At 66.9% G+C, this 25,426-nt stretch carries 24 protein-coding genes; 8 read left to right on the forward strand and 16 right to left on the reverse strand.

What is annotated here, in order from left to right:
- Positions 1–2 precede the first annotated feature (2 nt).
- From C8N44_RS03270 to C8N44_RS03300, 7 genes are all read right to left on the reverse strand, one after another.
- Positions 3–2,609, reverse strand: coding sequence for a TIGR02302 family protein (locus C8N44_RS03270; RefSeq protein ID WP_244640964.1), 2,607 nt, complete (start codon positions 2,607–2,609; stop codon positions 3–5).
- 40 nt (positions 2,610–2,649) lie between these two features.
- Positions 2,650–3,915: a diaminopimelate decarboxylase gene (gene lysA, locus C8N44_RS03275; protein WP_107974740.1), complete on the reverse strand. Its 1,266-nt coding sequence runs from the start codon at positions 3,913–3,915 to the stop codon at positions 2,650–2,652.
- A gap of 153 nt (positions 3,916–4,068) precedes the next feature.
- Positions 4,069–4,491, reverse strand: a complete 423-nt coding sequence (gene arfB / locus C8N44_RS03280; RefSeq protein ID WP_107974741.1) for an alternative ribosome rescue aminoacyl-tRNA hydrolase ArfB — start codon at positions 4,489–4,491, stop codon at positions 4,069–4,071.
- Positions 4,492–4,776: 285 nt separating this feature from the next.
- Positions 4,777–5,406, reverse strand: a complete 630-nt coding sequence (locus tag C8N44_RS03285) for a queuosine precursor transporter (protein WP_107974742.1) — start codon at positions 5,404–5,406, stop codon at positions 4,777–4,779.
- 94 nt (positions 5,407–5,500) lie between these two features.
- Positions 5,501–6,403, reverse strand: a complete 903-nt coding sequence (gene mepA / locus C8N44_RS03290) for a penicillin-insensitive murein endopeptidase (RefSeq protein ID WP_107974743.1) — start codon at positions 6,401–6,403, stop codon at positions 5,501–5,503.
- Entirely contained in the window at positions 6,400–7,749 is a 1,350-nt protein-coding gene (locus C8N44_RS03295) for an MFS transporter (protein WP_107974744.1), read from the reverse strand. Before C8N44_RS03295 ends, mepA begins: the two co-directional genes overlap by 4 nt.
- Positions 7,750–7,822: 73 nt before the next feature.
- Complete coding sequence (locus tag C8N44_RS03300; RefSeq protein ID WP_107974745.1) at positions 7,823–8,362, reverse strand: acyl-CoA thioesterase; 540 nt, start codon at positions 8,360–8,362, stop codon at positions 7,823–7,825.
- 144 nt (positions 8,363–8,506) lie between these two features.
- Between C8N44_RS03300 and C8N44_RS03305 the strand changes: the two genes are divergently transcribed.
- Positions 8,507–8,800: a YggT family protein gene (locus C8N44_RS03305; RefSeq protein WP_107974746.1), complete on the forward strand. Its 294-nt coding sequence runs from the start codon at positions 8,507–8,509 to the stop codon at positions 8,798–8,800.
- A gap of 14 nt (positions 8,801–8,814) precedes the next feature.
- Here the strand turns inward: C8N44_RS03305 and C8N44_RS03310 are convergent, their stop codons facing one another.
- Genes C8N44_RS03310 through C8N44_RS03320 form a run of 3 tightly spaced genes read right to left on the reverse strand, consistent with a single transcriptional unit; the run spans position 8,815 to position 11,867 of the window.
- Positions 8,815–10,341 carry a cryptochrome/photolyase family protein gene (locus tag C8N44_RS03310; RefSeq protein ID WP_244640965.1) on the reverse strand — a complete coding sequence of 509 codons (1,527 nt, stop codon included), beginning with the start codon at positions 10,339–10,341 and terminating at the stop codon, positions 8,815–8,817.
- Positions 10,338–11,003: an SDR family NAD(P)-dependent oxidoreductase gene (locus C8N44_RS03315; protein ID WP_107974748.1), complete on the reverse strand. Its 666-nt coding sequence runs from the start codon at positions 11,001–11,003 to the stop codon at positions 10,338–10,340. Before C8N44_RS03315 ends, C8N44_RS03310 begins: the two co-directional genes overlap by 4 nt.
- Before the next feature lie 42 nt (positions 11,004–11,045).
- The gene (locus C8N44_RS03320) at positions 11,046–11,867 is read right to left on the reverse strand and encodes an ABC transporter permease (RefSeq protein ID WP_107974749.1); all 822 of its coding nucleotides are present in this window, start codon (positions 11,865–11,867) and stop codon (positions 11,046–11,048) included.
- A gap of 407 nt (positions 11,868–12,274) precedes the next feature.
- On the opposite strand from C8N44_RS03320, the gene C8N44_RS03325 reads away from it, so the two are divergent.
- The 3 genes from C8N44_RS03325 to C8N44_RS03335 are packed head-to-tail and all read left to right on the forward strand — an operon-like array spanning position 12,275 to position 16,268.
- The gene (locus C8N44_RS03325) at positions 12,275–14,782 is read left to right on the forward strand and encodes a glycosyltransferase (RefSeq protein ID WP_146178797.1); all 2,508 of its coding nucleotides are present in this window, start codon (positions 12,275–12,277) and stop codon (positions 14,780–14,782) included.
- Positions 14,779–15,504 (forward strand): CatB-related O-acetyltransferase, encoded by a 726-nt coding sequence (locus C8N44_RS03330; protein WP_107974751.1) that lies wholly within the window; start codon positions 14,779–14,781, stop codon positions 15,502–15,504. Before C8N44_RS03325 ends, C8N44_RS03330 begins: the two co-directional genes overlap by 4 nt.
- Positions 15,501–16,268 (forward strand): sulfotransferase family protein, encoded by a 768-nt coding sequence (locus C8N44_RS03335; RefSeq protein ID WP_107974752.1) that lies wholly within the window; start codon positions 15,501–15,503, stop codon positions 16,266–16,268. Before C8N44_RS03330 ends, C8N44_RS03335 begins: the two co-directional genes overlap by 4 nt.
- On the opposite strand, the gene C8N44_RS03340 is transcribed toward C8N44_RS03335, so the two are convergent.
- The gene (locus C8N44_RS03340; RefSeq protein WP_158273994.1) at positions 16,265–17,218 is read right to left on the reverse strand and encodes a glycosyltransferase; all 954 of its coding nucleotides are present in this window, start codon (positions 17,216–17,218) and stop codon (positions 16,265–16,267) included. The genes C8N44_RS03335 and C8N44_RS03340 overlap by 4 nt on opposite strands.
- An 86-nt stretch (positions 17,219–17,304) precedes the next feature.
- On the opposite strand from C8N44_RS03340, the gene C8N44_RS23750 reads away from it, so the two are divergent.
- The 4 genes from C8N44_RS23750 (at position 17,305) to C8N44_RS03355 (ending at position 20,056) form a co-directional block, all read left to right on the forward strand.
- On the forward strand, positions 17,305–17,949 hold the full coding sequence (locus tag C8N44_RS23750) for a hypothetical protein (protein WP_244640966.1): 645 nt from the start codon (positions 17,305–17,307) through the stop codon (positions 17,947–17,949).
- 11 nt (positions 17,950–17,960) lie between these two features.
- Complete coding sequence (locus tag C8N44_RS23755; RefSeq protein WP_244640967.1) at positions 17,961–18,656, forward strand: KpsE/RkpR family capsule polysaccharide export protein; 696 nt, start codon at positions 17,961–17,963, stop codon at positions 18,654–18,656.
- On the forward strand, positions 18,653–19,321 hold the full coding sequence (locus C8N44_RS03350; RefSeq protein ID WP_107974754.1) for an ABC transporter ATP-binding protein: 669 nt from the start codon (positions 18,653–18,655) through the stop codon (positions 19,319–19,321). The genes C8N44_RS23755 and C8N44_RS03350 overlap by 4 nt, the downstream gene beginning before the upstream one ends.
- Before the next feature lie 141 nt (positions 19,322–19,462).
- Positions 19,463–20,056, forward strand: a complete 594-nt coding sequence (locus C8N44_RS03355) for an HD domain-containing protein (RefSeq protein ID WP_107974755.1) — start codon at positions 19,463–19,465, stop codon at positions 20,054–20,056.
- Between the two features lie 6 nt (positions 20,057–20,062).
- Here the strand turns inward: C8N44_RS03355 and dnaN are convergent, their stop codons facing one another.
- From dnaN to mutM, 5 genes are all read right to left on the reverse strand, one after another.
- Positions 20,063–21,181, reverse strand: a complete 1,119-nt coding sequence (gene dnaN, locus C8N44_RS03360; protein WP_107974756.1) for a DNA polymerase III subunit beta — start codon at positions 21,179–21,181, stop codon at positions 20,063–20,065.
- A 153-nt stretch (positions 21,182–21,334) separates the two neighbouring features.
- Entirely contained in the window at positions 21,335–22,729 is a 1,395-nt protein-coding gene (dnaA, locus tag C8N44_RS03365; protein ID WP_244640968.1) for a chromosomal replication initiator protein DnaA, read from the reverse strand.
- 496 nt (positions 22,730–23,225) lie between these two features.
- Entirely contained in the window at positions 23,226–23,489 is a 264-nt protein-coding gene (gene rpsT / locus C8N44_RS03370) for a 30S ribosomal protein S20 (RefSeq protein ID WP_107974758.1), read from the reverse strand.
- 178 nt (positions 23,490–23,667) lie between these two features.
- Entirely contained in the window at positions 23,668–24,444 is a 777-nt protein-coding gene (locus C8N44_RS03375; RefSeq protein WP_107974759.1) for an enoyl-CoA hydratase, read from the reverse strand.
- Positions 24,445–24,507: 63 nt separating this feature from the next.
- Positions 24,508–25,359, reverse strand: coding sequence for a bifunctional DNA-formamidopyrimidine glycosylase/DNA-(apurinic or apyrimidinic site) lyase (gene mutM / locus C8N44_RS03380; protein WP_107974760.1), 852 nt, complete (start codon positions 25,357–25,359; stop codon positions 24,508–24,510).
- Between the last annotated feature and the right edge of the window lie 67 nt (positions 25,360–25,426).

Genomic DNA, 25,426 nt, shown 5'->3' on the forward strand with positions numbered 1-25,426 from the left:
GGTCAGAACCTGTCGAGAAGGCGTTCGAGGTAGTCGAGCTCGGCGGTGGAGCGGTCGCTTTCGCCCGAGCGGCGGCGCAGTTCCTCGAGCAGGTCGCGGGCGCGGCGGTAGACGTCTTCGCCCTGAAGCATGCCCTCGTCGCTGCCGAGCTGGCCGTTGGAGCCCGCGTTGCGGCCCAGCGGGTCGCGCTGCTGGCCGGGTTCGCCGCCCTGTGCGGTGCCCTGCTGGCCCTGCCCCTGCTGCTGTTGCTGGGCCATGGATTCGCCGAGATCGCGCATGCCCTCGCGCAGGGCCTCCATCGCGTCGGACTGGCGGTCGATGGCCTCGGGGAGGTCGCCGTCGCGCATCGCCTCGGCGGCGCCGTCCATGGCGTCCTCGGCACGGCCCAGCGCCTCGCCCGCGCGCTGGCCGGCCTCGCTGTTCTGGCCGGGGAGGTTGCGGCGCTGGCGGCCGAGTTCGTCGCGCAGTGCGCGCTGGCGCTCCTCGAGGCTGTCCTGCATGGACTGGCCGCCCTGGCCGTTCTGCCCCTGCAGGGTGCCTTGCCCCTGTCCTTGGCCTTGCCCCTCGCCTTCCTGCTGGCCGCGGCCTTCGCCCTGGCCCTGGTTTTGGCCCTGTTGCTGGCCGCCTTCGCCCTGCTGGCCTTCCTGGCCCTGCTGGCCGGGATTGAACTGCTCCTGGAGGTCGCGGAAAGCCTCGTCGCTGAGGCCCTGCTGGTTCCGCAGTGTCTCCGACAGTCCTTCCATGGCCTGTTCTCCGGGGCTTTGACCCTGGCCGCCCTGCCCTTGGGTGACCTGCATGTTCTCCATCATCTGGCGGAGCTGTTCGAGCGCCTCCTGCGCCTCGGCCATGCGGCCCTGTTCCATGAGTTCCTGGATGCGGTCCATCATTTCCTGGAGGTCGTTCTGCGACATCTCCATCATGTTCTGGTTGCCCGTCATCTGGTTTTCGGCGTTCGGGTTCTGCTGCTGTTCTCGGCTGAGCTGGCGGAGGTAGTCATCGGTGGCGCGGCGGAGTTCCTGCATGAGCTCGGCGATTTCCTGTTCCGAGGCGCCGTTCTTCATGGCCTCGTTCAGGCGGTCCTGCGCGCGCTGGAGCCGTTCGAGCGCGTCGTCGAGGTCACCCTCTTCGAGCGTGATGGCGAGGTCCCACATGTCCTGCGCCAGTTCGTCGAGCTGTTCGTCACTCATGCCGTAGCTGGCCAGAAGCTCCATCCGTTCGACCAGATGCTCGACCCGGAGGCGGTTCACGTCGGTGCGGAAGAGATCGCCCGCGTCGTACATGACGGCGCGCAGCAGAAGCGCCGCGTCGGCGGTGTTGTCGCGGTTCCAGAGCACGGCCTGCCGCTGTTCGATGACGGTGGCGGCCGTGGGGTCGAAAAAGTTGCGGCCGGGCAGGTCGATGACGGTGGGTTGCGAAAGGCCGGTCTGGCCGCGGTCGTCCGCGACCTCGAGTTCGAGGCTCACGGGCAGGTTGGCCCAGGGGTGCTGCGAGAAGTTGGCGGTGATGATTTCCTCGAAGTCCGCGCGGTCGCCGGTGACCGGCATGGGCAGCGGCATCTCGATCATGTCGCGCGGTTCGGGCTCGGCCGCGAGGGCGTAGCGGCGGGGCACCTCGGAGAGCGCGAGGGTGATGCGGGCGGTGCCCGAGGTCACGGCGTGGTCATCCTGCGCGGCGTAGGGGATCTGCGCCTCGCCCTCGTAGCTGGATTCGATCTCGCCCAGCTGGGTGACGGAAGGGGCCTCGTCGGGGATCATCGCGATGTCCCACGCGCGGCCGCCGGGGCCGTCGATGGCGACCTGACCGGAGCGGGCGACCTCGAAATCCTGCGCGGTGTCCTGCATCCCGTCGCCGGTCGTTTCGAGGGGACGTCCCGAGACGCTTTCCTCGACGCTGAGGGAGCCGACCTCGCCGTACATGCGCAGGGTGATCTGTGCGCCCTCGGGCACGTCGATGGCGGGCGCGGTGATGTCGTTGAGGTAGATCGAGGGCTGGCGGGTGTAGGCGGGGGGCTGCATCCAGCCTTCCCAGCTGGGGCCCTGCGCCAGTTCGGGCCCCCCTGCGCCCATCGTCGTGACCGATTGCACCCGCATGATCGATCCGAAGAGGATGGCGACGGACAGAGCCAGCAGCGCCACGTAGCGCAGCGCGAAGGGATCGGCGTCGGAGACGCGCAGGTCGGGCTGGGCGGCGCGGGCTTCGGCCAGGCGATTGCGCATGCGTTCCTGGTGGGCGCGCCAGACGGCGAGCGAGGCAGCGTCACCCGAGCCGATGGCCTGCCGGTCGAAGGCGGCCTGGATCGGATTGCCCCGGAGCGTGTCGTCGAGGCGGGCCAGCGCGCCGTCGCGCGAGGGCCAGCGGAAGGCGCGCAGCCCGCGGTAGCCGGTCCAGAGCGTTGCAAGAAGGGCAAGTACGCCCGCGCCCCAGACCCATTCGGTGGCCACCTCGTCCTGAAGGCCCAGCATAAGAAGGGCGAGCACCACGAAGAGCACCGACCACAGCGGCCAGAAGGCGCGCGTGACCCGTTCGGCCAGCATGCCCCACCACGTCAGGCGGAGGGGCCAGCGGATCCGGCGGAGGATGTCGGAAGGACCAGTGTGCTCGGGGGCCATGAGCTGCGCCTCGCATCGCTGTTGCCGCGAGGAGGATACCTCACAGCCATTCGGGAATGTTATCGCGGGATAGCATTTCTTCAAAGCTCGGCCTTGCCCGGATGACGGCATGTTGATCGCCGTGCGCCAGAATTTCGGGCACGAGCGGCCGCGAGTTGTACTCGCTGGACATGACGGCCCCGTAGGCGCCCGCCGAGCGGAAGGCGACGAGGTCGCCCGCCTTGAGCGGCGGCATGGGACGGGCCTTGGCGAAGGTGTCGCCGGACTCGCAAACCGGGCCGACGATGTCGTAGTTGCGCGTCTCGACTCCCGGGGCGGGCTGCTTCACGGGCACGATGTCGTGCCAGGCGTCGTACATGGCCGGGCGGATGAGGTCGTTCATGGCGGCGTCGAGGATCAGGAAATCGCGGCCTTCGCCCTCTTTCACGTAGATCACGCGCGAGACGAGGATGCCCGCGTTGCCCGCGATGAGGCGGCCGGGTTCGATCTCGATCTCGCAGCCCAGGTGGCCGACGGTGCGCTGGATGAGCGCGCCGTAGTCGGTGGGCAAGGGCGGCGCGTTGTTGTCGCGGGCATAGGGAATGCCGAGACCGCCGCCGAGGTCGAGGCGCGTGATCTCGTGCCCCTCGGCGCGGAGCTGTTCGGTGAGGTCGGCGACTTTGCGGTAGGCCATCTCGAAGGGTTCGAGGTCGGTCAGCTGCGAGCCGATGTGCACGTCGATGCCGGTGACCTTGATGCCCGGCAGGCTGGCGGCATGGGCATAGACCTCGCGCGCGCGGGCGATGGGGATGCCGAACTTGTTTTCCGACTTGCCGGTGGCGATCTTGGCGTGGGTCTTGGCGTCCACGTCGGGGTTCACGCGGATGGCGATGGGCACTTCCATGTTCCGCGCCGCGGCGAGCTCGGAAATCACGGCAAGCTCGGGTTCGCTTTCGACGTTGAACTGGCGGATGCCGCCCTCGAGCGCCTGCGCGATCTCTTCGCGCGTCTTGCCCACGCCGGAAAAGACGATGCGGTCGCCGGGCACGCCGGCGGCCTTGGCCCGCGCGTATTCGCCGCCCGAGACCACGTCCATGCCGGCGCCCTCGGCGGCGAGCGTCTTAAGGATGGCGAGGTTGCTGGCGGCCTTCATGGCGTAGCAGACGAGGTGCGGGCCCCAGCTCAGCGCCTCGTCGAAGAGGCGGTAGTGCCGCAGCAGGGTCGCCGTGGAATAGAGGTAGAAGGGCGTGCCGTGGGTGGCCGCGAGATCGGCGACGGGGACATCTTCGGCGTGAAGCTGGCCGTCGCGGTAGAGAAAGTGGTCCATGCCCGCCTCCGCGTGTGGTCGCGCCTCTGTATCGCGGGGCGGCGCGTCAGGCCAGCGGGCGGCGATTTTTCCGGTGGAAAAATCGTGGGGGCGCTGCCCCCGGCCCTTGCGGGCCTCCCCCGAGGTATTTGGGGCGAAAAGAAGCGCGGGGAGTCAGTTGTCGGGGTCGACGCGGCCGCGCAGGGCCTTTTTCTCGCCGCGCGCCTTCTTGCCCTCGATCCGGCGGCGTTTCGAGGCGAGCGTGGGGCGGGTGGGCACGCGGCGCTTGGGCTTTTCGCAGGCCTTGGCGATGAGATCGGCGAGGCGCTGGCGGGCGATTTCGCGGTTGCGGGCCTGGCTCCGTGTCTCGTCGACCTGCAGGACCACGGCGCCTTCCTTGGTCCAGCGGCGCCCGGCGAGGCGGCGCAGGCGGCCCTTCACGGGGCCGGGCAGGTTCGGGGAGCGGTCGGCCTCGAAGCGCAGCTCGACCGCGGAGGAGGTCTTGTTCACGTTCTGCCCGCCCGGTCCGGAGGCGCGGATGAACTGTTCGGTGATTTCCCAGTCCTCGATGCGGATGTCGTCTGTGATCTGCAGCATGGTGGTCCTTGTGCCCCGGGATGACGGCCCTGGAAAGACACAACTGGAAAGGGCCGCTCCGGTTTCTGGAGCGGCCCTTCGAGAATTCGGAGGCGGTGGCCGGTTAGGGCTTTCGCCAATTCGGGCGCGGTGCGCGCCAGGGGCTGCCCTAGCTCGCCTGCTCCCGAACTGTTCCGACACCTTTCTCCAATGCTTCTCTAGACACTGGATCACCTCCTTTCTCAATGTTGAAACCGTACATTGAAGGTGGCACGGACAGCGCCGTCGTCAAAGCTTTTTTTGCCCTCAGGCGGGAGCGGTATGGCCGGTTGCCCGCGCGACGATCAGTCGGAAGGGGACAAGGGCGATCATGGCGAGGGCGAGTTTCACCAGCCAGTCGGCCACGGCGAGCGAGACCCAGAGCGGCACGGCGGGGCCGGCGCCCAGGAGCGGCAGGACCTCGTTCGCCCAGGCGACGTCGTTGGCGGGCTCGAGGAAGGTGAGCCAGGCGGAGAAGGCCACGGTGAAGAAGATCGCCGTGTCGAGCGCGGAGCCCACAAGCGAGGAGGCGAGCGGCGCGCGCCACCACTTGCCGCCGCGCAGGCGGTCGAAGACGGCCACGTCCATGAGCTGCGCGGTCAGGAAGGCCGCGCCCGAGCCGATGGCCACGCGGAGCGTGACGAGGGGGCCGAATTCGCCCTGGATCTGGGTGCCGATGAGCGAGCAGAGGACGCCGACGACGAAGCCCGCGAAGACCACCTTGCGGGCGGGGCCGGGGCCGTAGAGGCGGTTCATCAGGTCGGTGACGAGGAAGGCGAGCGGGTAAGTGAAGGCCCCCCAGGTCAGCCACTGGCCGAGGAGGATCTGCACGAGGATGTTGGATGCGACCACGATGGCCGCCATGGCAAGGATGCCGGGGATGTGCTGTCGTGTCATGTGAGACCCGTTTTTTGCAAGGTTGCGGGGACTTGGCCCGCCGGGGTGGCGGACCCGGGGGCCTTAGCGGCAAATGCCCCCGCCTTGCAAGGTCTCAGTCGGCGAGGACCGCCGCGCACTGGGCAGGAAGATCGCCCATGGTAAGCTCTCGCCGGGGTGTGGGCGCGGGGGCGTCCGGGTCCGGCGGCGGCGGGTTGAGGATGTTGTTCACCCATTCCTGCGCCTGATCGCAGCCGTCGCCCGGTGGTGGCGGGGCCTGGTTCTCGCAGCCGCGGGCGCCGTCGGGGCAGTTCAGGCGGACGTGGAAGTGGTAGTGGTGGCCCCACCAGGGGCGGATCTTGCGCAGCCAGTCGCGGTCGCCGGTTTCCTCGTTGCACATGCGGACCTTGGCGCCCGGGAAGACGAAGATGCGGGCGACGCGCGGATCGCTGGCGGCGGCCTTGAGCAGCTGGTGGTGCTGCGGCGTCCAGTTGTCGTTGGTGTAGGCGCCGGAGGCGCGACGGAGCGAGATCGATGAGATGTTCTCGCGCTCGCTGCGGGAAAGGTTGAGGTTGTCCGCCGGGCGCATCCAGATGTCGGCGTCGAGCCCGACCTGGTGGCTGCGGTGGCCGGTGAGCATGGGGCCGCCGCGCGGCTGGCTCATGTCGCCGACGTAGAGACCGTTCCAGCCGGGAAGCTGCGCGGCCTTGCGCGAAAGGTCCTGCACGTAGTCGATGAGCTCGGGGTGGCCCCAATTGCGATTGCGCGACAGGCGCATAGCCTGCCAGGTGCTGCCCGTTTCGGGAAGCTGCTCGGCCCCCGCAAGACAGCCGCGGGCGTAGCCGCCGAAGGGTTCGGACCTCTGGGTCGAGGGTGTTGCCTCGGCGCCGAAGAGCTGTTTTGCCTCGCGCGTGGAAAGCACGGGGTCGATCGTGACGGTTTCGGCACGGTCGGGCCGGGCGCCGCAGGCCGCCAGTGTGGCGGTGAGGGCGAGCGCGGCCAGCGCGGATCTGATCATGTTGCCTGCCTCGTGCTTTCTGCACCTTGTGGATGGACCCACGCTAACAGCACCAACCCCAATGCGAAAAGCCCTACGATGGGGGTGACGCCCACGGATTGCGATCCCGTCAGGGACGTCGTCACGCCGATCATCAGCGGGGCCAGGAAGGACGTCGCCTTCCCGGACAGCGCATATAGGCCGAAGGCCTCGGTCATGCGGGCCGGATCGGCCTGCCGGACCATCATGGTGCGCGAGGCGGCCTGCAGCGTGCCGCCCGCGGCGCCGATGAGCGCCCCGAAGGCGAAGAAGGCCAGATCCGGGGCGCCGGAGCCTTCGGCCACGGGAAAGCCGAAGACGCTGGTCGGCGAGACGGTGACCACGCCGATGCCGACGAGCGAGAGCACGATCACGCTGACGGTTATGACGGGCTTGGGACCGAAGGCGCTGTCGGCAAGACCGCCGAGCGCGCTGAAGACGGCGCCCGCGATGATGGCGATAATGCCGAAGATGCCGACCTCGGTCACGGTCCAGCCGAGCACGCCCGAGGCGTAGATGCCGCCGAATGCGTACATGCCGTTGAGCGCGTCGCGATAGAACATGCTGGAGGCGAGGTAGGCGAAGAGCGAGCGCTGCGCCGGCAGGCGGCGTAGGGTGCCGCCCAGATCCGTCAGCGCCTTTCGGACCGCGCCGCGCGGGGCGGGGGCGCTGCGCGGGTCGCGGACCCACAGGAAAAAGGGCACCATGAAGACCGCGTACCAGATGGCCGTCAGGGGCCCCACGGCACGGGTGCCCTCGCGCGCGGCGGGGTCGAGACCGAGGATGGGCTCGATCCCGATCAGGGTGCGGCCGGTTTCGCCGCTTTCGGCAAAAAGCGTCAACATGAGCACCAGCGCCACCAGCCCGCCGCAGTAGCCGAAGGCCCAGCCGTTGCCCGAGATGCGCCCGATCGCCTCGGGCGGACCGAGGTCGGGCAGCATGGCGTTGGTGAAGATCGTCGCGAATTCCATCGCGACGAGGCCCAGCGCGAAGAAGAAGAGCGTCTGATAGAGGTCGAAATCCTGCGGGGATGCGTACCAGAGCATCGCGGCGCTGAGCACGTAGAGGACCGAGAAGATCCGGATCCAGCGCAGCCGGTGCCCGCCGGTGTCGGCAAGCGCCCCGAGCACGGGGGCAAGCAGGGCGATGGCCACGCCCGCCACGGCGATGCCGAAGCCCCAGGCGGCCTGGGCGCGGCTGCCGTCGCCGATGACCTCGTTCACGTAGGGCGCGAAGATGAAGGTCAGGAGAAGGGTGTTGTAGGGTTGGCTGGCCCAGTCGAAGAAGAACCAGCCCCAGATCCGCTTGCGCAGGACACCATCACTCATCGTCACCCCCTGTTGCGCGCGGATCAAACCCCGGCTGGGCGGCGGGGGCAAGGGGCCTTGGCCTGTCGCGGGTTCAGTCCCGGCGCGGCGGCCAGGGGCGCTGGTCCTCGGCGGCGATCCAGGCCCGGACCCAGTCGGGCAGCTCGGGCTGGACCAGCTTGGGGTCGAACTCCTTCATGATCTCGGCCGGGGGCACGATACCGTCGCGGCCCACCGCCGCGGTGCGCAGGATCGCCTGGCTCGCGCATTCGCCGCTCGTGCGCTTCCACAGGCTCTGCTCGATGTAGACGAAGCGATGATCCCAGCCGATGACGCGCGAATAGAGGTCCAGCCGGTCGAACATGCGCACGCGGCGCCGGTATCGGATGGCGGTACCGGCGACGGTCAGCCCCCAACCGCGGCGCTCCAGCACCGAGACGAGCCCCGAGCGCAGCGCGAGCGGGATGCGACCCAGATCGTAGAGCGTGAGGGTCCGGCCGTTGTTGAGTTCCTTCCACGGGTCGATGTCCCAGGGCCAGCAGATCAGCGAGGAATGGAAGGTCGCCAGCGGCTCCATGCGGGGCGCGCGGCGCGCACGGGCCGCGTGCAGGAAAAGACGCAGATACGGATACATGAGGCCCCCTTTCGGCAGGGTGGTGCCGCGCAGCGCCCGCCGCGTCAACCAAGACCGTGCGGCAGGGTTGCGCGACGCTGCGGAACACCCTAGGTCGGAACGCGGTGTGCACCCTGGCATGCGCCTCGACAGAAGGACCTCACGATGCAGTCGCTCTTCCAGATCCTGATGCTGATCCTCGACCTGATCTGGTTCATCATCATCGTGCACGTGATCATGAGCTGGCTGATCAACTTCCAGGTCCTGAACGTGCGCCAGCAGTTCGTCGGGCAGATCTGGTACGGGCTGAACCGTCTTCTGGAGCCGGCCTACGACAAGATCCGCAGCATCCTGCCGCCGATGGGCGGGCTCGACCTTGCGCCGCTGATCGCACTGATCCTGGTCTACGCGCTGCGCATCATCCTGCAGAACAACGCCGGGTTCTTCTACGCCTACTGAGGCGCGCCAGTCTTCTAGACCTTGGCGCCCTGCGCCATGCGGTTGAGGAACCGCTCGGCACCCTTGAGGATCTTGTCCCGCTTGTCGTCCTTCATGCGGTCCCAGATGGCGTACATCTGGCCCATGCGCGGATTGCCGGAAAAGCGGTCCCGGTGGCGGTCGAGGAAGTGCCAGTAGAGCAGGTTGAAGGGGCAGGCATTGTCGCCGGTCTTGTCCTTCACGTCGTAGGCGCAGCTCTTGCAGTAGTCCGACATCCTGTCGATGTAGTTGCCCGACGAGACGTAGGGTTTCGACGCGATGATGCCGCCATCGGCGAACTGGCTCATCCCTATCACGTTGGGCGCCTCGACCCATTCGTAGGCATCGGCGTAGACGCGCAGATACCAGTCGTGCACCTCGGCCGGGTCGATGCCCGCCAGAAGGGCGAAGTTGCCGGTGACCATGAGGCGCTGGATGTGGTGGGCGTAGGCCTCTTCCTGCGTTTCCGAGACCACTTTCGAGATGCAGCGCATGTCGGCTTGGGCCCCCCAGAACATGGGCGGCAGGGCACGTGAGTGGCCGAGCGCGTTGCGCTTGGTGTAGTCGGGACCTTCGCGGAAGTAGATGCCGCGGATGTATTCTCGCCAGCCGATGATCTGGCGGATGAAGCCCTCGACAGCGTTCAGTGGCGCGTGCCCGTCGCGCCAGGCCTGTTCGGCGGCCTGGCAGACCTCGAGCGGGTCGAGCAGGCCGAGGTGGATGTAGGGCGAGATCATCGCGTGGTAGAGGAAGCCGTGGTCGCTCAGCATGGCGTCCTGGTAGTCGCCGAAGCTCGGCAGCGCGGTCTTGATGAAATGCGAAAGCGCGCGACGCGCCTGCCCCTGGTCGGTGGCGAACCAGAAGGGGCGCAGGGTGCCGAAGCTGTTGCCGAAGCGGCGCTCGACAAGGTCCAGCACCTCTTCGACGGTCTCGTCGGGGGTGAACTGCATGGGGCCGGTCGAGGGCACCTCGTCGGGCGCGGGTTTGCGGTTGTCGTGGTCGTAGTTCCACTTGCCCCCCGCGGGGTCGTCGCCCTCCATCAGCAGGCCGGTCTTGCGGCGCATGTCGCGGTAGAAATACTCCATCCGAAGCGCCTTGCGCCCCTTGGCCCAACCGTCGAAGTCGCGGTGGGAGGCGATGAAGCGCGTGTCCTCGCGCAGATGGACCTTGATGGGCGCGTTCTGCAGGGCCTCGATCAGGCGCCATTCGCCGGGTTCGGTGGCGATGACCTCGGAGGCGCCGGTTTCCTCGGCCCGGCGGAGCAGTTCGCCCACGATGGAACCGGCGTTGTCGGTATCGTCGAGCTGGGTGTAGCGCACGTCCCATCCCGCATCGCGCAGGCGGGCTGCGTGCTTGCGCATGGCGGCGAATATCAGGGCGATCTTCTTGGGGTGGTGCTGGACGTAGCTGGCCTCGTCGTCGACCTCGGCCATGACGACGGTGTCGGTCGTCTTGTCGGCCTCGCGCAGGGCGGCAATGTCTTCGGTCAGCTGGTCGCCGAGCACCAGGATCAGGCGGCTCACCAGGGGATCTCCATCCCGGCGTAGTCGTAGAAGCCGCCGGTGTGGTCGGGCGTGAGGGTGTCGAGCACGCCGATCAGCCGGTCGGCGGCGGTGTCGGGGTCCACCATGGGGTGGCGCGACTGGTAGTCGGCGGTGAAATCGGTGGCGACGGTGCCGGGATGCAGGCAGGCGACGCAGAGGTGGCGGTGGCTACGGGCCAGTTCCACGGCGGCACCGTGGGTCAGCTGGTTCAGCGCGGCCTTGGCGGTGCGGTAGGCATACCAGCCGCCAAGCGCGTTGTCGCCGATGCTGCCCACGCGGGCCGAGAGCACGGCGAAGGTTGCCGGATCGCGGCGGGGCAGCAGGCGCGTGGCATGCTTGAGCACGAGGGCCGGGCCAATGGCATTCAGGGCGAACTGGTCGTGCAGGGCCTTGGCGTTCAGCTCGCGCAGGCTCTTCTCTGGGCGGGCGTCGTTGATCTGCAGCGCACCGGTGGCCACGAAGATCAGGTCGAATGGCCCCTCGAGCCCGCCCAGCGCGACCTCGATGCTGGCCTCGTCGGTGAGATCTAGGCCATCGGCGCTGCGCGAGAGCGTGGTGACGTCATCGCCGCGCGCGGTGAGGGCGCGGGTCATGGCCGCGCCGATGCCGCCCGAGGCGCCGATGATGAGACTGCGTGTCATGCGGCGGTCAGCTAGCGGTGCGGCGCCCCGGTTCAAGACGGATCAGCGTTCGAGCAGGTCGCGATGGTAGCTGCGCAGGAAGAGCAGCCCTACGGCTGTGAGCAGGAGCGCGGTCCCGTAGACGAAGAGCGGGTTAACGTAATCGGCGGTGTAACTGTAATAGAAACCGCGCCGCACCTCGCCCGTGACATGCACCAGCGGGTTCCATTCCAGCCAGCCCCGGTAGGGTTCGGGGATGGATTCCGGCAGAATGATGACCCCGGAGATGAGAAAGAGTGGCCGACTTACGACGCCCCAGATGTTGCCCCAGAGGGGGCTTTGCGCGGTGAGGAGGCTGTTCAGGACGCCCACGCCGAAGCCAAAAGTGGCGGCCATGGCATAGCCGTTGAGGACTGCCCCGAGGTCGAGCACGGTGCGCGTGTCGTAGAGGCCAAGGATCATCAGGAAGAGGATGTAGCTGACCATCGCGTTGGTCAGCACCGCCAGCCCGAAGCGGGCGATGAGCGCATCCATGAACGTCACGCGCGGGTAGGCCAGGAGCTGCTTGGAGAACTGGATCGCCGTCTGCACCTTGTTGGCAATCATCAGGAAGAAGAAGAACGGCAGCAGGCCCGTGGCGTAGAAGATGGCGAAGTTCGAACCCAGCGGCGGCGAGCGGAAGCCGATGCTGAAAAGCCAGACCATGAGCGCGATGCCCAACGCCGGTTCGGCAACCGCCCAGAGATAGCCCCCCGGCGAGCGGCCATAGGTCGTCGACATCTCGCGCAGGATGAGCGCGAAGACGGTCCGCAGGGTCGCGGCGCGCGGCACCTGGTGGTGGACGCTGCGCAATCGTCCGGGGTGGTTGAGTCTCTGTGGCTCCATGTCTCTCCAATACCACCGGGCCGGCAAGGACCCTGAGATGAAATCCCGGCGCCCCCGGTCGGATCGAGGCCGCCGGGTACGGGCCTCAGCACAACATCACCCGGCTCGGTCAGCCTGGCATGAGCGGGAAGCGCCGGCCCCGTCACGCAGTCGTTTCACGTGTTACCTTCGCCAAGGTTTACCAAACCTTAATCCGTCATCTCAGCAGGCAGGTGCGTCACCTCTGCGAGTTCGATGCCGGCGCGCTCGACCGTGCCGATCCCGGCGTACATCCCGCCTCCGCCCGGAGCGCTGACAATCATTAAACATTGCGAAACCTTTGGCCTGATATTGGTCAAACGTAGTTGCCGAATGGTTGCGAAACGGAAGGGGACAAGCTTGGGACTCCGGACGAAGGGGCGTACTCCGTGATCCGTCGGATGGCCGGGCTTCATGCACGCTACGAGGCGACGCATCTCGCCCTCGCCACCCGCGGCGGCACAATCACCGACGCGAGCGGTGAACAGGCGGGGCACGTAGACCTTGTGCAGTTCAGTGGCGGGCGGCTGCGGGTCGCCGGCTGGGCCAGGGCGGACCGGGTGCGGCTTATCCACGGCGGCCACGAGGATTCGGGCTGTCCCCACCTGCGGCGGCCGGATGTGGCCTCGCAGCTCGGGCTTGTCGAAACGCTGGGCTTCGAACTGTCGGTTCCCGCCCGCCTCGCCGATCTTCGGTCGGAAGCGCCGCCGGGGCTGACCCTGACCGAGGAACAGGGCCGACCCCCGATCCTCCCCTTGAGCCTGAGGATCCCGATCTCGCGCCGGGCCCGTTTGCTCTGTGCAATACGCTTCCTGCGCGACGCGACGCTTGGCCTGCCAGCGGCACTGGGCTGGCTGGCGACACGCGACCCGATCTTCCGCGCCCGTTTCAAATCCCGGCTGCGGCTGAGCACACCGCTTGCCAGCGGGCCGCTCGAGCCGCGCCTTTTCGATGTGGAGCCTGCCGAGACGGCGCAGGCGGAACCCCGGATCACCATCGTCCTGCCGGTCTACAACGCTTTCGAGTTGCTGCAGCTCTGTCTCGAAAGGGTCGTGTCCCATACCGATTTGCCCTGGCGTCTGATCCTGATCGAGGACGGGTCGAGCGACGAGAGAGTGCGCCCCTTTCTGCGGGACTGGGCGCGTGACCGCGCCAATGTCGAACTGCTGGAAAACCCCGAGAACCTGGGTTTCATCCGGTCGGTGAACCGGGGGCTCGATCGGGCTCGGGATCGCGAGGGTCCGTCCGAGGGGCCGGTGGTCCTGCTCAACTCGGACGCGCTGGTCCCAGACAGATGGGCCTCGCGACTGGTCCGTCCGTTCGAGCGTGACCCCGGCGTGGCGAGCGTCACCCCGATGTCGAACGATGCGGAGATCTTTTCGACCCCGGTGATCTGCAGCCGCACCCAGCTGAGCCCGGGACAGGGCGACGCCATCGACCGCGTGGCAGCGGAATTCGCCCCAGAGGTCTTACTTTCGTCCGCACCCACCGGGGTGGGCTTCTGCATGGCAATGGGACGCGACTGGCTGGCGCGCGTGCCGCAGCTCGATACGGCCTTCGGGCGCGGCTACGGCGAGGAAGTGGACTGGTGCCGCAAGGTTGCCCGGCTTGGCGGCCGACACTTGGGGCTGCCGGGGCTCTTCGTCGAACATCGTGGTGGAGAGAGTTTCGGAAGCGCCGAGAAGCTGAGGCTCGTGGCGCACAACAACGAGATCATCTCCCGCCGCTATCCCGAATACGACCAGAGCGTGCAGGATTTCATCGCGGCCGATCCCCTGCGCACCGCGCGGCTTGCCCTCGGACTGGCCTGGGCCGGAAGTCTCGATCCGGCGCGCCCGGTGCCGATCTACATGGCGCACGACCTGGGCGGCGGGGCGGAGCACTACCTCGAACAACGGATCGAGGCGGATCTGGCCGAGGGGTGCCCATCGGTGGTCCTCCGCGTGGGCGGCTCGCGGCGGTGGCAGATCGAGCTGGCGACGCCGGGCGGGCGCTGCCACGGGCGCACCGACGACACCGCGCTGGCGAGGCGCCTGCTGTCCATCCTGCCCCGGCGGCACGTGGTCTATTCCTGCGGGGTGGGTGATCGCGACCCGGTGGAGCTTCCGCAGATGCTGCTGTCGCTGATGGTCGAGGACGGAAGCGCCGAGCTGCTGTTTCATGATTTCTACCCGCTGGCGCCCGCCTACACCCTGCTCGACCGTACCGGCGCCTATCGCGGGCCGCCTGTCGGCGCCGTCGAGGACCCCGGCTTCAGCGCACGTCGTCCCGACGGGACCCGCGTGGACCTCGCGACCTGGCAGGCGGCCTGGAAGGCCTTTGCCGAACGCGCCGACCTGGTCGTGTTTTCGCGCGACAGCGCCCGGATCGTTTCCGCCGTCTGGCCCGACCTGACGCCCCGCCTCTCGCTGCGCCCGCACCGGCTGCGCCACACACCGCCGCCGCTCCGGCCCGTACCGGACGGGCGGCCGGTGCTTGGTGTGCTCGGCAACATCGGCCTGCAGAAGGGGGCCGCTGTCGTGCAGACCCTTGGCCGACGGCTCGCCGCACCTGGCACGCCGGGGATGGTCCTGATCGGCAATATCGACCCGGCCTTTGCCCTTCCGCCGAAGGTGGAAGTGCATGGAAGCTACCGGGTCGAGGACCTGAGCCGGATCGCGCGGCAGCACGGGGTGACCCACTGGCTGATACCGTCGGTCTGGCCCGAAACCTTCTGCTACACGGTGCACGAGGCGCTGGCGACGGGGCTGCCGGTCATGGCCTTCGACATCGGCGCGCAGGGTGACGCCGTGCGCACGGCCGAAAACGGCATCGTCCTGCCATTCCACCCCGATGCGGATCTTGCCGCCAGGGTGATCGACGCCCTCCCACTTCTGGCAATGGACAAGGCATCTTGACCGAACGTATCGACATCGCCTGGCTGAAGGCGCGCGGGATCGAATGCCTGCCGCGGGGCAGCAAGACCGTCGGCCTTCCGCGCCATACCGTGATCGAGGCGCCCTCCAGCCTGAAATGGACCCAGTACGAGTACCTGATCGAGCTCGGCGCCTTTTCCTACCAAGTCTCCGGCTACTGCTTCGGGGCCCGGGTCGGGCGGTACTGTTCGTTCGGCGAGGAGGTGCAGATCGGCCGGCAGAACCACCCGATGACATGGATTTCGACCAGCCCGGCCTTTTATCTGGGTGACCGGATGATGGAGCTGGGCGGCGGGTTCGCCGGGGCCGAGCAGTACCACGACTACAAGTTCAGCTTCGAGGGCCCGCCGACGCGGCCGAAGATCACCGAGATCGGCAACGACGTCTGGATCGGCCACGGGGCGCAGATCATGGCAGGGGTGACGATCGGCGACGGTGCCGTCGTCGCCGCAGGGGCCGTCGTGAGCAAGGACGTACCGTCCTACGCGGTGGTGGCCGGCAACCCGGCCGTCATCAAGCGCTGGCGGGTGCCGCCCACGATGATCTCGCCCCTGCTGCGGCTGAAATGGTGGCGCTTTGCCCCCTGGCAGCTTGCCCATCTCGATCCCACGCGGCTGCACGACTTCGTGCAGGGCCTAGCGGCTCTGACGCAGGCGGAAGAATTCAAGCCCGACGTGGTGGATCTCAGGGAGAACACCAAATGACGCCGACCATCGTGTTCCTGCACATTCCCAAGACCGCGGGACAGACCATCCACACTGCGCTCGCCGGCGCAGTGGGGCCCGGCGCGGTCTCACCGGTCCGGGTGCACACGCAGGCCGGCACCGAGGGCCAGTTGCCGCCCGGGTACAGGCTCTACTCGGGGCACCTCGACTGGGACATGCTCGAAAGCCTGCCCGATCCCCGCTTCACCTTCACCGTCCTACGCGATCCGCTGGAGCGGATCGCGTCGTTCTACTTCTACCTCCGGCGCGAAGCGGCGCGGCTACCGCCCGAGGAACTGGCACATCCTTCCCGAACGGGTATGCGCATGGCGATGATGTGCGAACCGGATGACTATTTCTTCGGGGGCGACGAGGGCTGGAAGGGGTTCGTCCGCGACCATTACCACAGCGCCTATTGCGCCTACCTGGTCACCCGGCACCTGCGCGGCCACAGCGAAGTGGCGGACATGCCTGTCGAGGACCTGGTGACGCGGGCCGAATCCGTGGCCCGGAAGCTGGACGGGGTCTATGCCCTGGACGATCTAACCGCGCTTGAACGGGATCTGAAACAGCGCGCCGGACTGAGCGTGAGCCTCGCCGGCAGCTACGTGAACAGCGGACCCGAAAGGCCGGGCACGCGGCGCTGGCCCAAGCTCAGCGCGTTGATCCGCCGACCGGAAACACGCGAGGGGCTGCTGGAGTTCGCACGCGCGGACCAACTTCTGATGCAGAGGCTGGGACTCGGCGTGCTGGCGCCCGCCTAGACCCGCCCGGTCAGGGCGAGGAGCCGGAGCAGACGGTCGCCCTGCACGGTCTGCCGGTGCAGACCCAGATCTGGAAGGGCCCGCGCGAGGCTGCGCCCGCCCCTGCTCCGCGCCTGCGCAAAGGAATCGAGCAGGTCGCAGTTTGTTGGGGTAAGCATGGTGCGATGAGCCGTCAGCGCGGCAAGGTTGGCGTCGATCCAGCCGCCGTAGCGACGCCGCGCCACGAGACCCAGCCGCCGCAGCCGCCCGCGCACAGGGTCGTGGTGCCCGAGATGATTGCCCCCGTGCTGGCGATAGAGGACGAGCGGCGCGGGCTCGATCCCGACACGGCCGCCGATGCCGGTGACCACCTGATAGACCCACCAGTCGTGGTAGGGAACGCCCGCACGCAGGGCGGCGGGCACGGTCGCGGCCACGGCCCGCGCGGCGGCGGGTGAGAGCACGATGGTGTTGCCGGGCAGGATGTTCTGGACGAGCGCATTGCCAAAGGCGGGCGGGCGCGGAAAGACCCGACTTTCGCCCCGCGGCTCGAGCTTCGTGCCGGTGAGCACGGTACGGCAGACCCAGGCAAGCACCTCGCCCTCCTGCGCGCCGTGGGCGACAAGCCAGTCCGCCGCGCGCGAGAGCTTGCCGGGAAGCCAGACATCGTCCTGGTCGGAAAAGGCCATTGCGGCACCCGGCGCCGCCTCCACCCCGCGCTGCAGGAGGGTCAGGAAATTGGCCGCCGAGCCGTTGCGCGGACCGTCGGAGAGCCGGATTGCCCGGGTCGGGCTGGCCTTCGCGAAACGCATCAGGAGCCCCTGCGTGCCGTCGCGCGATCCGTCGTCGGAAACATCGAGAGACCAGTCCGGATGGCTCTGCGATTCATAACTTGTCAACTGTTCGGCGAGTTGATCGGCGCCGTTGCACGTCGCAAGAAGGATCCGGATGTGAAGATGCGGGCGTGTCACTGATCTCTCCCAAGGGGCCCGATCGGCCGGGATGACCTTGGCGGGCATTGGCCCGAGTTTTCGGGAGATCTGGTTAAGAGGGGGTTATGACAGCATTGAAATCGACGGCCCCGAGGCAGGAGGACGTCCCGACGCAGGACGAAGCGCCAGCGCGCAAACCCGAAATGGTTGCGCTTGTGGCGGAGCGGCAGCGCCTTGCCGAACAGATGGAGCGACTCAAGAACGAGAAGCTGCGTCACCAGGTGGTCGCGCTCGAGCGTGAAACCAACGCGGCGGCCGAAAAGGCGCAACCCAAACCCGGCCCGCATACGGACCACTCTGCCGTGGCGCCTTCGGTGCCAAAGGCTCGCCCGCGCAGACGGCACGTGCTCGCGCTGGCAAGCTTTCTGCTGCTCGTGGTGGCGCCTGTCGCCGTCTCGGCCTGGTATCTCTGGAGCCGGGCGCACGAACGCTACGTCTCCTACGCGGGGTTCTCTGTCCGGACCGAGGAGATCGGCTCGGCCTTCGAGCTTCTGGGGGGCGTGGCAGAGCTTTCGGGGTCATCTTCGTCGGACACCGATATCCTCTACAAGTTCATCCAGAGCCCCGAGCTGGTAGCCCGGATCGACCGGCAGATCGACCTGCGCGGCCTGTGGTCACGGCCCGGAACCGACTGGAGCGATCCAGGCGATGACCCCGTCTTTGCCTACAACCCCGAGGGCGTCGTGCAGACCCTGGCGCAATCGGGCTGATCGACCTCGAGGTGCAGGCCTTTTCCCCGGACGAAGCCCGTCGTATCGCGCAGCTTATCTACGACGAGAGCGCGGACATGATAAACGAGCTCTCGGCCATCGCGCGCGAGGATGCAACGCGTTACGCACTGGAGGAGCTCGAAAAAAGCGTGGACCGGCTCAAGGAAGCGCGGGCCGCGATGACCCAGTTCCGCAACCGGACACAGATCGTTGATCCCGGTGCATCGCTCGAAAGCCAGATGGGCCTGCTGAGCTCGCTGCAGGCGCAATTGGCGCAGACGCTGATCGACCTCGACATCCTGCGTCAGACTACCCGCGCCAACGATCCGCGCATCACGCAGACCGAGCGGCGGGTCGAAGTGATCGAACGCCGGATCAACGAGGAACGGCAGAAGGTAGGTCTGGGCACCGGCAGCGCCCGCGACGGCGAAGAGGCCTTTGCCGATCTCGTCGGCGAATACGAACGGCTCGCCGTGGATCTGGAGTTCGCGCAGCAGTCGTACACCGCGGCGCTGGCCTCTTACGACAGCGCGCTGGCCGAGGCCCAACGCCGGAGCCGCTACCTTGCCGCCCACGTCAGCCCCACCCTGCCCGAATCCGCCACCCGGCCGCAGCGCGGCAGCCTGCTGTCGCTCGTGGCGCTGTTCTCATTTCTGAGTTGGGCGGTACTGGTGCTGGCCGCCTATGCGATCCGGGACCGACGATGATCGTGCTGCGCGATCTCACCAAGCGGTTCCGCGGTGGTGGCACGACCAAGACCGTCGCCGACCGCATCAATGCCACCTTCCCGACAGGCATCGCAGTCGGACTGCTCGGACGAAATGGTGCCGGCAAGTCGACGCTGCTCAAGGTGATCGCCGGGACCTCGTCCCCCAGCTCTGGCGAGGTGCTGAGCGACGGCAACATCTCGTTTCCCGTGGGACTGGCGAGTTCGATGCACCCCGACATGACCGGCGCGCAGAACAGCCGTTTCGTCGCCCGCATCTATGGGGCCGATACCGGCGAGATGGTGAATTTCGTCCAGCGCTTCGCCGAACTGGGCGATCACTTTCACCTGCCGGTGCGGACCTATTCGTCGGGGATGAAGTCGCGGCTGACCTTTGGCATCAACATGGCGCTGCAGTTCGACACCTACCTGATCGACGAGATCACCGCCGCGGGCGATGCCGCGTTTCGTGAGAAGAGCCGGCATATTTTCCGGTCAAGGATGGAAAGGGCCGGGGCGATCTTCGTCAGCCACTCCATGCCCCAGATGCGCGAGATGTGCGAGGCGGGGGCTGTATTGGAGCAGGGGCAGCTAACCTACCACCCCGATATCGAAGACGCGATCCAGCACCACGAGGAGAACATGAAGCGCGCCCGCAGCCAGTGAGCCAGCCGCAACCAGATTCCACGGGCAGAGATCTCTCGCGAGGGAAATCCCGCCACCGGCGATGCGGCATCTCCGGCCAGCGTTGCGCCCTGCGCAGCGCTGTGCGAAATCGCTGGGGACGACCCCAACCGGAGATCCGCCATGGCCAGACAGGCACGCGCCTGGCAAAGGATGCTGTCGGGCCGCCGGCTCGACCTTCTCGATCCGACCCCGGTGGATATCGAGATCGAGGACATTGCCCACGGGCTGGCCTTCGTGGCGCGCTGGAACGGCCAGACGCGGGGCGACTACGCCTATTCCGTGGCCGAGCATTCGTTGCTGGTGGAAACGATCTTTGCCCGGATGTGCCCCCGGGCGGGCGCGGCGCAGCGGCTGACCGCGCTGCTGCACGATGCGCCGGAATACGTCATCGGCGACATGATCTCACCGGTGAAGGCGGCCGTGGGGCCCGGCTACGAGGCGCTCGACAAGCGGCTCAGCTCGGCGATCCACATCCGTTTCGGGCTGACCGCGGAAACGCCTGTGCGGCTGAAGAAGCAGATCAAGAAAGCCGACAAGGTGAGCGCCTGGATGGAAGCGACAGAGATCGCGGGCTTTACCACGGCGGAAGCGGACCGGTTCTTCGGCGCGCCGGACCGGGCTCTGATCGACGGCCTGTCGATCCGGCTACGCCCGCCGGTCGAGGTGCGCGCGGAATTCACCGCGCGGCACGAGGATCTTCTCAGGCAGATGTGAGCGGGGTCAGACCCGCATCGGCATGACCACGTAGACGGCCGAGGTGTCGGAGCCCTCGCGCATCAGCGTAGGATCACCCGCCGAGTTGAAGAGGAAGACGGCGTTTTCGCGGTCAACCTGGCTGGCGATTTCCAGCAGGTACTTGGCGTTGAAGCCGATTTCGAGCGGCTCGTCGCCATAGGCCACGGCGATTTCTTCCTCGGCGTTGCCGCTGTCCGGCGCGTTGACCGAAAGGACCAGTCGGTCCTCGTCCAGTTGCAGTTTCACGGCGCGCGAGCGCTCGGAGCTGACGGTGGCGACGCGGTCCACGGCCTTGGCGAAATCGCCGGCATCGACCTCGAGCTTGCGGGTGTTCCCCGAGGGGATGACGCGCGTGTAGTCGGGGAAGGTGCCGTCGATGACCTTGGAGGTCAGCGTGATGTCGGAGGTGGCGAAGCGCACCTTGGTCTCGGAAACGGAGACGGCGATGTCGGCATCGTCGTCGTCGAGCAGTTTGCGCAGCTCGCCCACGGTTTTGCGGGGCACGATGACGCCGGGCATGTCCTCGGCGCCCGAGAGCAGTTCGGCGTCGATGCGGGCGAGGCGGTGGCCGTCGGTGGCCACGCAGCGCAGGGCCCGGCCGTCTTCGCCGTCGGCCACGTGCATGTAGACGCCGTTAAGGTAGTATCGCGTTTCCTCGGTCGAGATCGCGAACTTCGACTTGTCGAAGAGCCGCCGAAGGACACCCGCCTTGGCCGAGAAGTTCGACGCGTATTCCGAGGAGGCCATCACGGGGAAGTCCTCTTTCGGGAGCGTAGCGAGCGAGAAGTTGGAGCGGCCCGCGGTCACGGTGAGGCGGCCGGCGGTGGTATCTTCGGCCAGCACGACCTGTGCCCCGTCGGGCAGCTTGCGTACGATCTCGTGCAGGGTGACGGCAGACACGGTGGTGCCGCCAGCGCGCTCGACCATGGCGGCCGCGCGATCCAGAACCTCGATATCGAGATCGGTGGCGCGGAAGGCGACGGTGTCGCCCTCGGCCTCGATCAGGACGTTGGCAAGGATCGGAATCGTGTTGCGCCGCTCGACGACAGACTGCGCCTGCGACACTGCACGCAGCAGCGTGCTCCGTTCCATGCTGACTTTCATCACTTGCTCCCCGTCCGGCCGGAGGCGCACCCTAGCCCGGTGCGCGCCCCGCTGGAAGTGTATTTTCGTGATTTGTCAGCCGGTTTCAAAGGGGCGTCAAGCGAATAGCCCACCTGCGCCCCCGATCCGGAGACAATCTGTGCCGCGTGGACATCAGGCTTCGAGCGCGCGGCGCAGAAGCTCGATGTCCTCGTCGATCTGGCCATCCTGGTGGCGCAGTTCCTCGATGCGCTTCACGCCGTGCATGACGGTCGTGTGGTCGCGTCCGCCGAAGCGGCGCCCGATCTCGGGAAGCGAGCGGCGGGTGAGTTGCTTGCAGAGATACATCGCCACCTGGCGCGGACGGGCGAAGACGCGCACGCGCTTGGGCCCGATCATGTCGGACAGGCGGATGTTGTAGTGCTCGGCCACCTTGCGCTGGATCTCCTCGATGGAGATCTTGCGTTCGGAGGCACGCAGCACATCGGCCAGGCTGTCCTGGACGAGATCCATCGTGATCGGCTTGCCCACGAGCGAGGCGAAGGCGAACAGCCGCGTCAGGGCGCCTTCGAGCACACGAACGTTGGTGCTGATGCGGTGGGCGAGGAATTCAAGGACGCCGTCCTCGATGTGCAGGCCCGGATAGAGGTTGCGGTAGCTGTCGACCTTGGACTGCAGGATGCCGAGGCGCAGTTCGTAGTCGGTCGGGTGCAGGTCGACGACCAGGCCGGACTGAAGGCGCGAGCGGATGCGGTTTTCGAGATCCTTGATCTCGTCCGGGGCGCGGTCAGCGGAAATGACGATCTGCTTGTTCTGGTCCACGAGCGCGTTGAACGTGTGGAAGAATTCTTCCTGCGTGCTGTCCTTGCCGGCGATGAACTGGACGTCGTCCACCATGAGCACGTCGACAGAGCGGAAGAGCTCCTTGAAATCCATCATGCGCTTTTCACGCAGGGCCTGCACGAAGCGGTACATGAACTGCTCGGCCGAGAGGTAGAGCACGTTGAGTTCCGGCATACGGGCGCGCAGTTCCCAGGCGATGGCGTGCATGAGGTGCGTCTTGCCGAGGCCGACGCCACCGTAAAGGAAGAGCGGGTTAAAGGTGACCTGACCGCCTTCGGCAACACGGCGCGCGGCGGCATGGGCCAGTTCGTTGGGCTTGCCGACGACGAAGCCGTCGAAGGTAAAGCGGGCATCGAGAGGGGCGCTCGGAAGGATATCGCTGCTGCGGCGGGATTCGCTGCGCGGCTCGGACCGGGCGTCCTGCTGCATCTGGGGCTGCGCTTCGGCGGCCGCGGAGGGACGGCGCTCTGCGGATGAATCACCCTGCCCCACGCGGAAGGCGAGACGGCGCACGTCGGGATCGCGGCGCGACATCTGCGCGAGCAGCAGGTCCCCGAAGTTCTGCGAGACATAGGATCCGAAGAAGTTTGTCGGCGCATGGAAGACCGCGATGCCGCTGTCCTCGATGCCCCGGAATTCGAGAGGCTCGATCCAGTTCCTGTAGTTATTCTCGCCCACTGTCTCGTACAGTTGCGTCTGCAGGTCGCCCCATTGCTCGAGTGTCATCTGTCCCCATTCCATCTGCTCAGCTTCCCGTTGCCGGACCCCTGTTCCGGCACGAGCCTCATATGACCTGGCAACAAGCATTCAGTCCCACGCAAATGACGCGTGAGAAGAAGGAGGATTCCCTCTGATACATAAGCATCTCGCGTCCGGTGGCCCGTCGCGTGACACCACAACCCTTGTGCTTCGTCTGGACATGCCCGGGACGGACCCGGGACTCTGCAATGCCGGCGGTTGGTCGGCACGTGCAGCACACCGAAATTCAGGACGCCCCCCAGCATCCGGAGCTTCGTTGTCTGCCCCCCAAGTTTATGTGACTCGCCAGAGGAAGTTACCAATCCCCGACAAGTGTCGGCAACTGATCTTGTGCCTTGACTCCGACTTAGTCGATTTTCGAATCTTGAGCTGTGTTCAAAAGGCACAGACACGAAAAAAGGCACCACATATCGTGGCGCCTTAGCACGCAACTACAAGATTTGCCGCGATTTTTTAGGGCAGTTCAGCCCAGCGCCTTCACGCGCGATGCCAGTCGGGACATCTTGCGGGACGCGGTATTCTTGTGGAAAACACCCTTGCTCACGCCGCGCATCAGCTCGGGCTGAGCGATGCGGAGAGCTTCCTGGGCCGCGGATTTATCGCCCGACGCGATCGCTTCCTCGACCTTGCGGAGGTAGGTGCGGATGCGCGAACGACGTGCCTTGTTGACGGAGAAGCGCTTTGCGTTCTGCAGCGCGCGTTTCTTTGCCTGGGGCGTATTTGCCATGGGGTTCGGTCCTTAGTTCGTCTCGGTTCGTGTCTGGCGCGCAAAATAGCCCGGGGACCCGAACTCTCGGGACCGATTCCTGCCAAGCGGGCAACACGCGCATGTATGACAGGCGCCTATAACGGCTGACCTGCGTCTTGGCCAGCCCCTTTCACCAGGGGCCGGCGGATTCCTCGGATTACCGGTCGCGGAACTGCGGCGAGCGCTTGTCGGCAAAGGCCGACATGCCCTCGTTCTGGTCCTCGGTCGCGAACATTGCATGGAACATGCGGCGTTCGTAGAGAAGACCTTCGCTGAGCGTCGTCTCGTAGGAGCGGTTCACCGCCTCCTTCACCGCCTTGGCGGTGAGCATCGACTTTTCGGCGACCTTCTCGGCGGCGGTGCGCGCCTCTTCCATGAGCTTCTTGGCCGGCACTACGCGGCTGACCAGCCCGGCGCGCTCGGCCTCTTCGGCATCCATGAAACGGCCGGTCAGGTGCATGTCCATCGATTTGGATTTGCCCACCAGACGCGTCAGGCGCTGGGTGCCGCCCATCCCGGCCACGATGCCGAGATTGATCTCGGGCTGGCCGAACTTGGCGGTGTCGGCGGCGATGATGAAGTCGCACATCATGGCCAACTCGCAGCCCCCGCCGAGCGCATAGCCCGAGACGGCCGCGATGACGGGCTTGCGGGTCCTCGTGATCGCCTCGGCCTCTCCGCCGAAGAAATCGAGCAGGAACATATCCACGAAGCTCTTTTCCGACATCTCCTTGATGTCGGCCCCGGCGGCAAAGGCCTTGGCCGAGCCGGTCAGGATGATGCAGCGGATCTTTTCGTTCCGATCGAGTTCGCCCAGCGCCTTGGCCAGCTCTCCGAGGAGCTGGACATTCAGCGCGTTGAGCGCGTCGGGGCGGTTGAGCTTGATGGTGGCGATGTGGTTCTCCACATCGACGACGATCGTCTCATAGGCCATGTCACTTGGCTCCGTCGTTGCCGTCAGAGGTGAAGCCTTAACACTGAACGCGGGGGGTTCAAGTTATCTTTGGCAGCGTGGACAATAGAAGGTCGAACGCGCGGATTGGACGACACGCGTTATGACGCCCCCGCAGCCCTCGCGCCGGCAGGGCAGTCCTTCGCGCCCGTAAGCGTCGAAACTGTGCTGGAAATAGCCCAGCTCTCCATCCGCCTGCCGGTAGTCGCGCAGGGACGAACCGCCCGCGGCAATCGCATCCGTCAGGACATCCCGGATGATCGGAACGAGAGCCCCGATCCGCGCGGCCGAGACCCGCCCCGCCTTGCGCGCGGGGTGAATCCGGGCGCGCCAGAGCGCCTCGCAGACGTATATGTTGCCAAGCCCCGCAACGATCTTCTGATCCAGCAGCGCGGCCTTCATCGTGGTGTTGCGGCCCTTCAGCGCCGCAACGAGATACTCGGGGTGAAAGGCATTGCCGAGCGGTTCCGGAGCGAGCGCCGCCAGCAAGGCGTGGTTTTCGGCCCCTTCGGTCTGCATCATGTCCATCGCCCCGAAGCGGCGCGGATCGTTGAAGGTGATGCGCGCACCGTTTTCCATGTGGAAAACCACGTGGTCGTGCTTTTCCGGTGCGGGGTGGTCGTGCACGAAGCGCCCGAGCGGATCTCCCGAGATCAGCATCCGGCCCGACATGCCCAGATGGATCAGCAGCGTCTCGCCGCGGTCGAGATCGGCAAGAATGTACTTGGACCGGCGACGCAGCTGCAGGACCCGCGCGCCGGTCAGCCTTTCGGCCATGCGCGGCGGAAAGGGCCAGCGCAGGTTGGGGCGGTTGACCTCGGCGCGCGCGATCACACCTCCCTCCATGACGGGGGTGAGGCCGCGACGCACTGTCTCGACTTCCGGCAATTCGGGCATTGGCTGGCCTCCGGCACGGGCGGCGCATTGCAGCGCCGGAGAGGCGCTCTATAAGAAAGCCGAGGAA

It is taken from the genome of Allosediminivita pacifica, from assembly GCF_003054175.1.
Classification (GTDB): Bacteria; Pseudomonadota; Alphaproteobacteria; order Rhodobacterales; family Rhodobacteraceae; genus Allosediminivita; species Allosediminivita pacifica.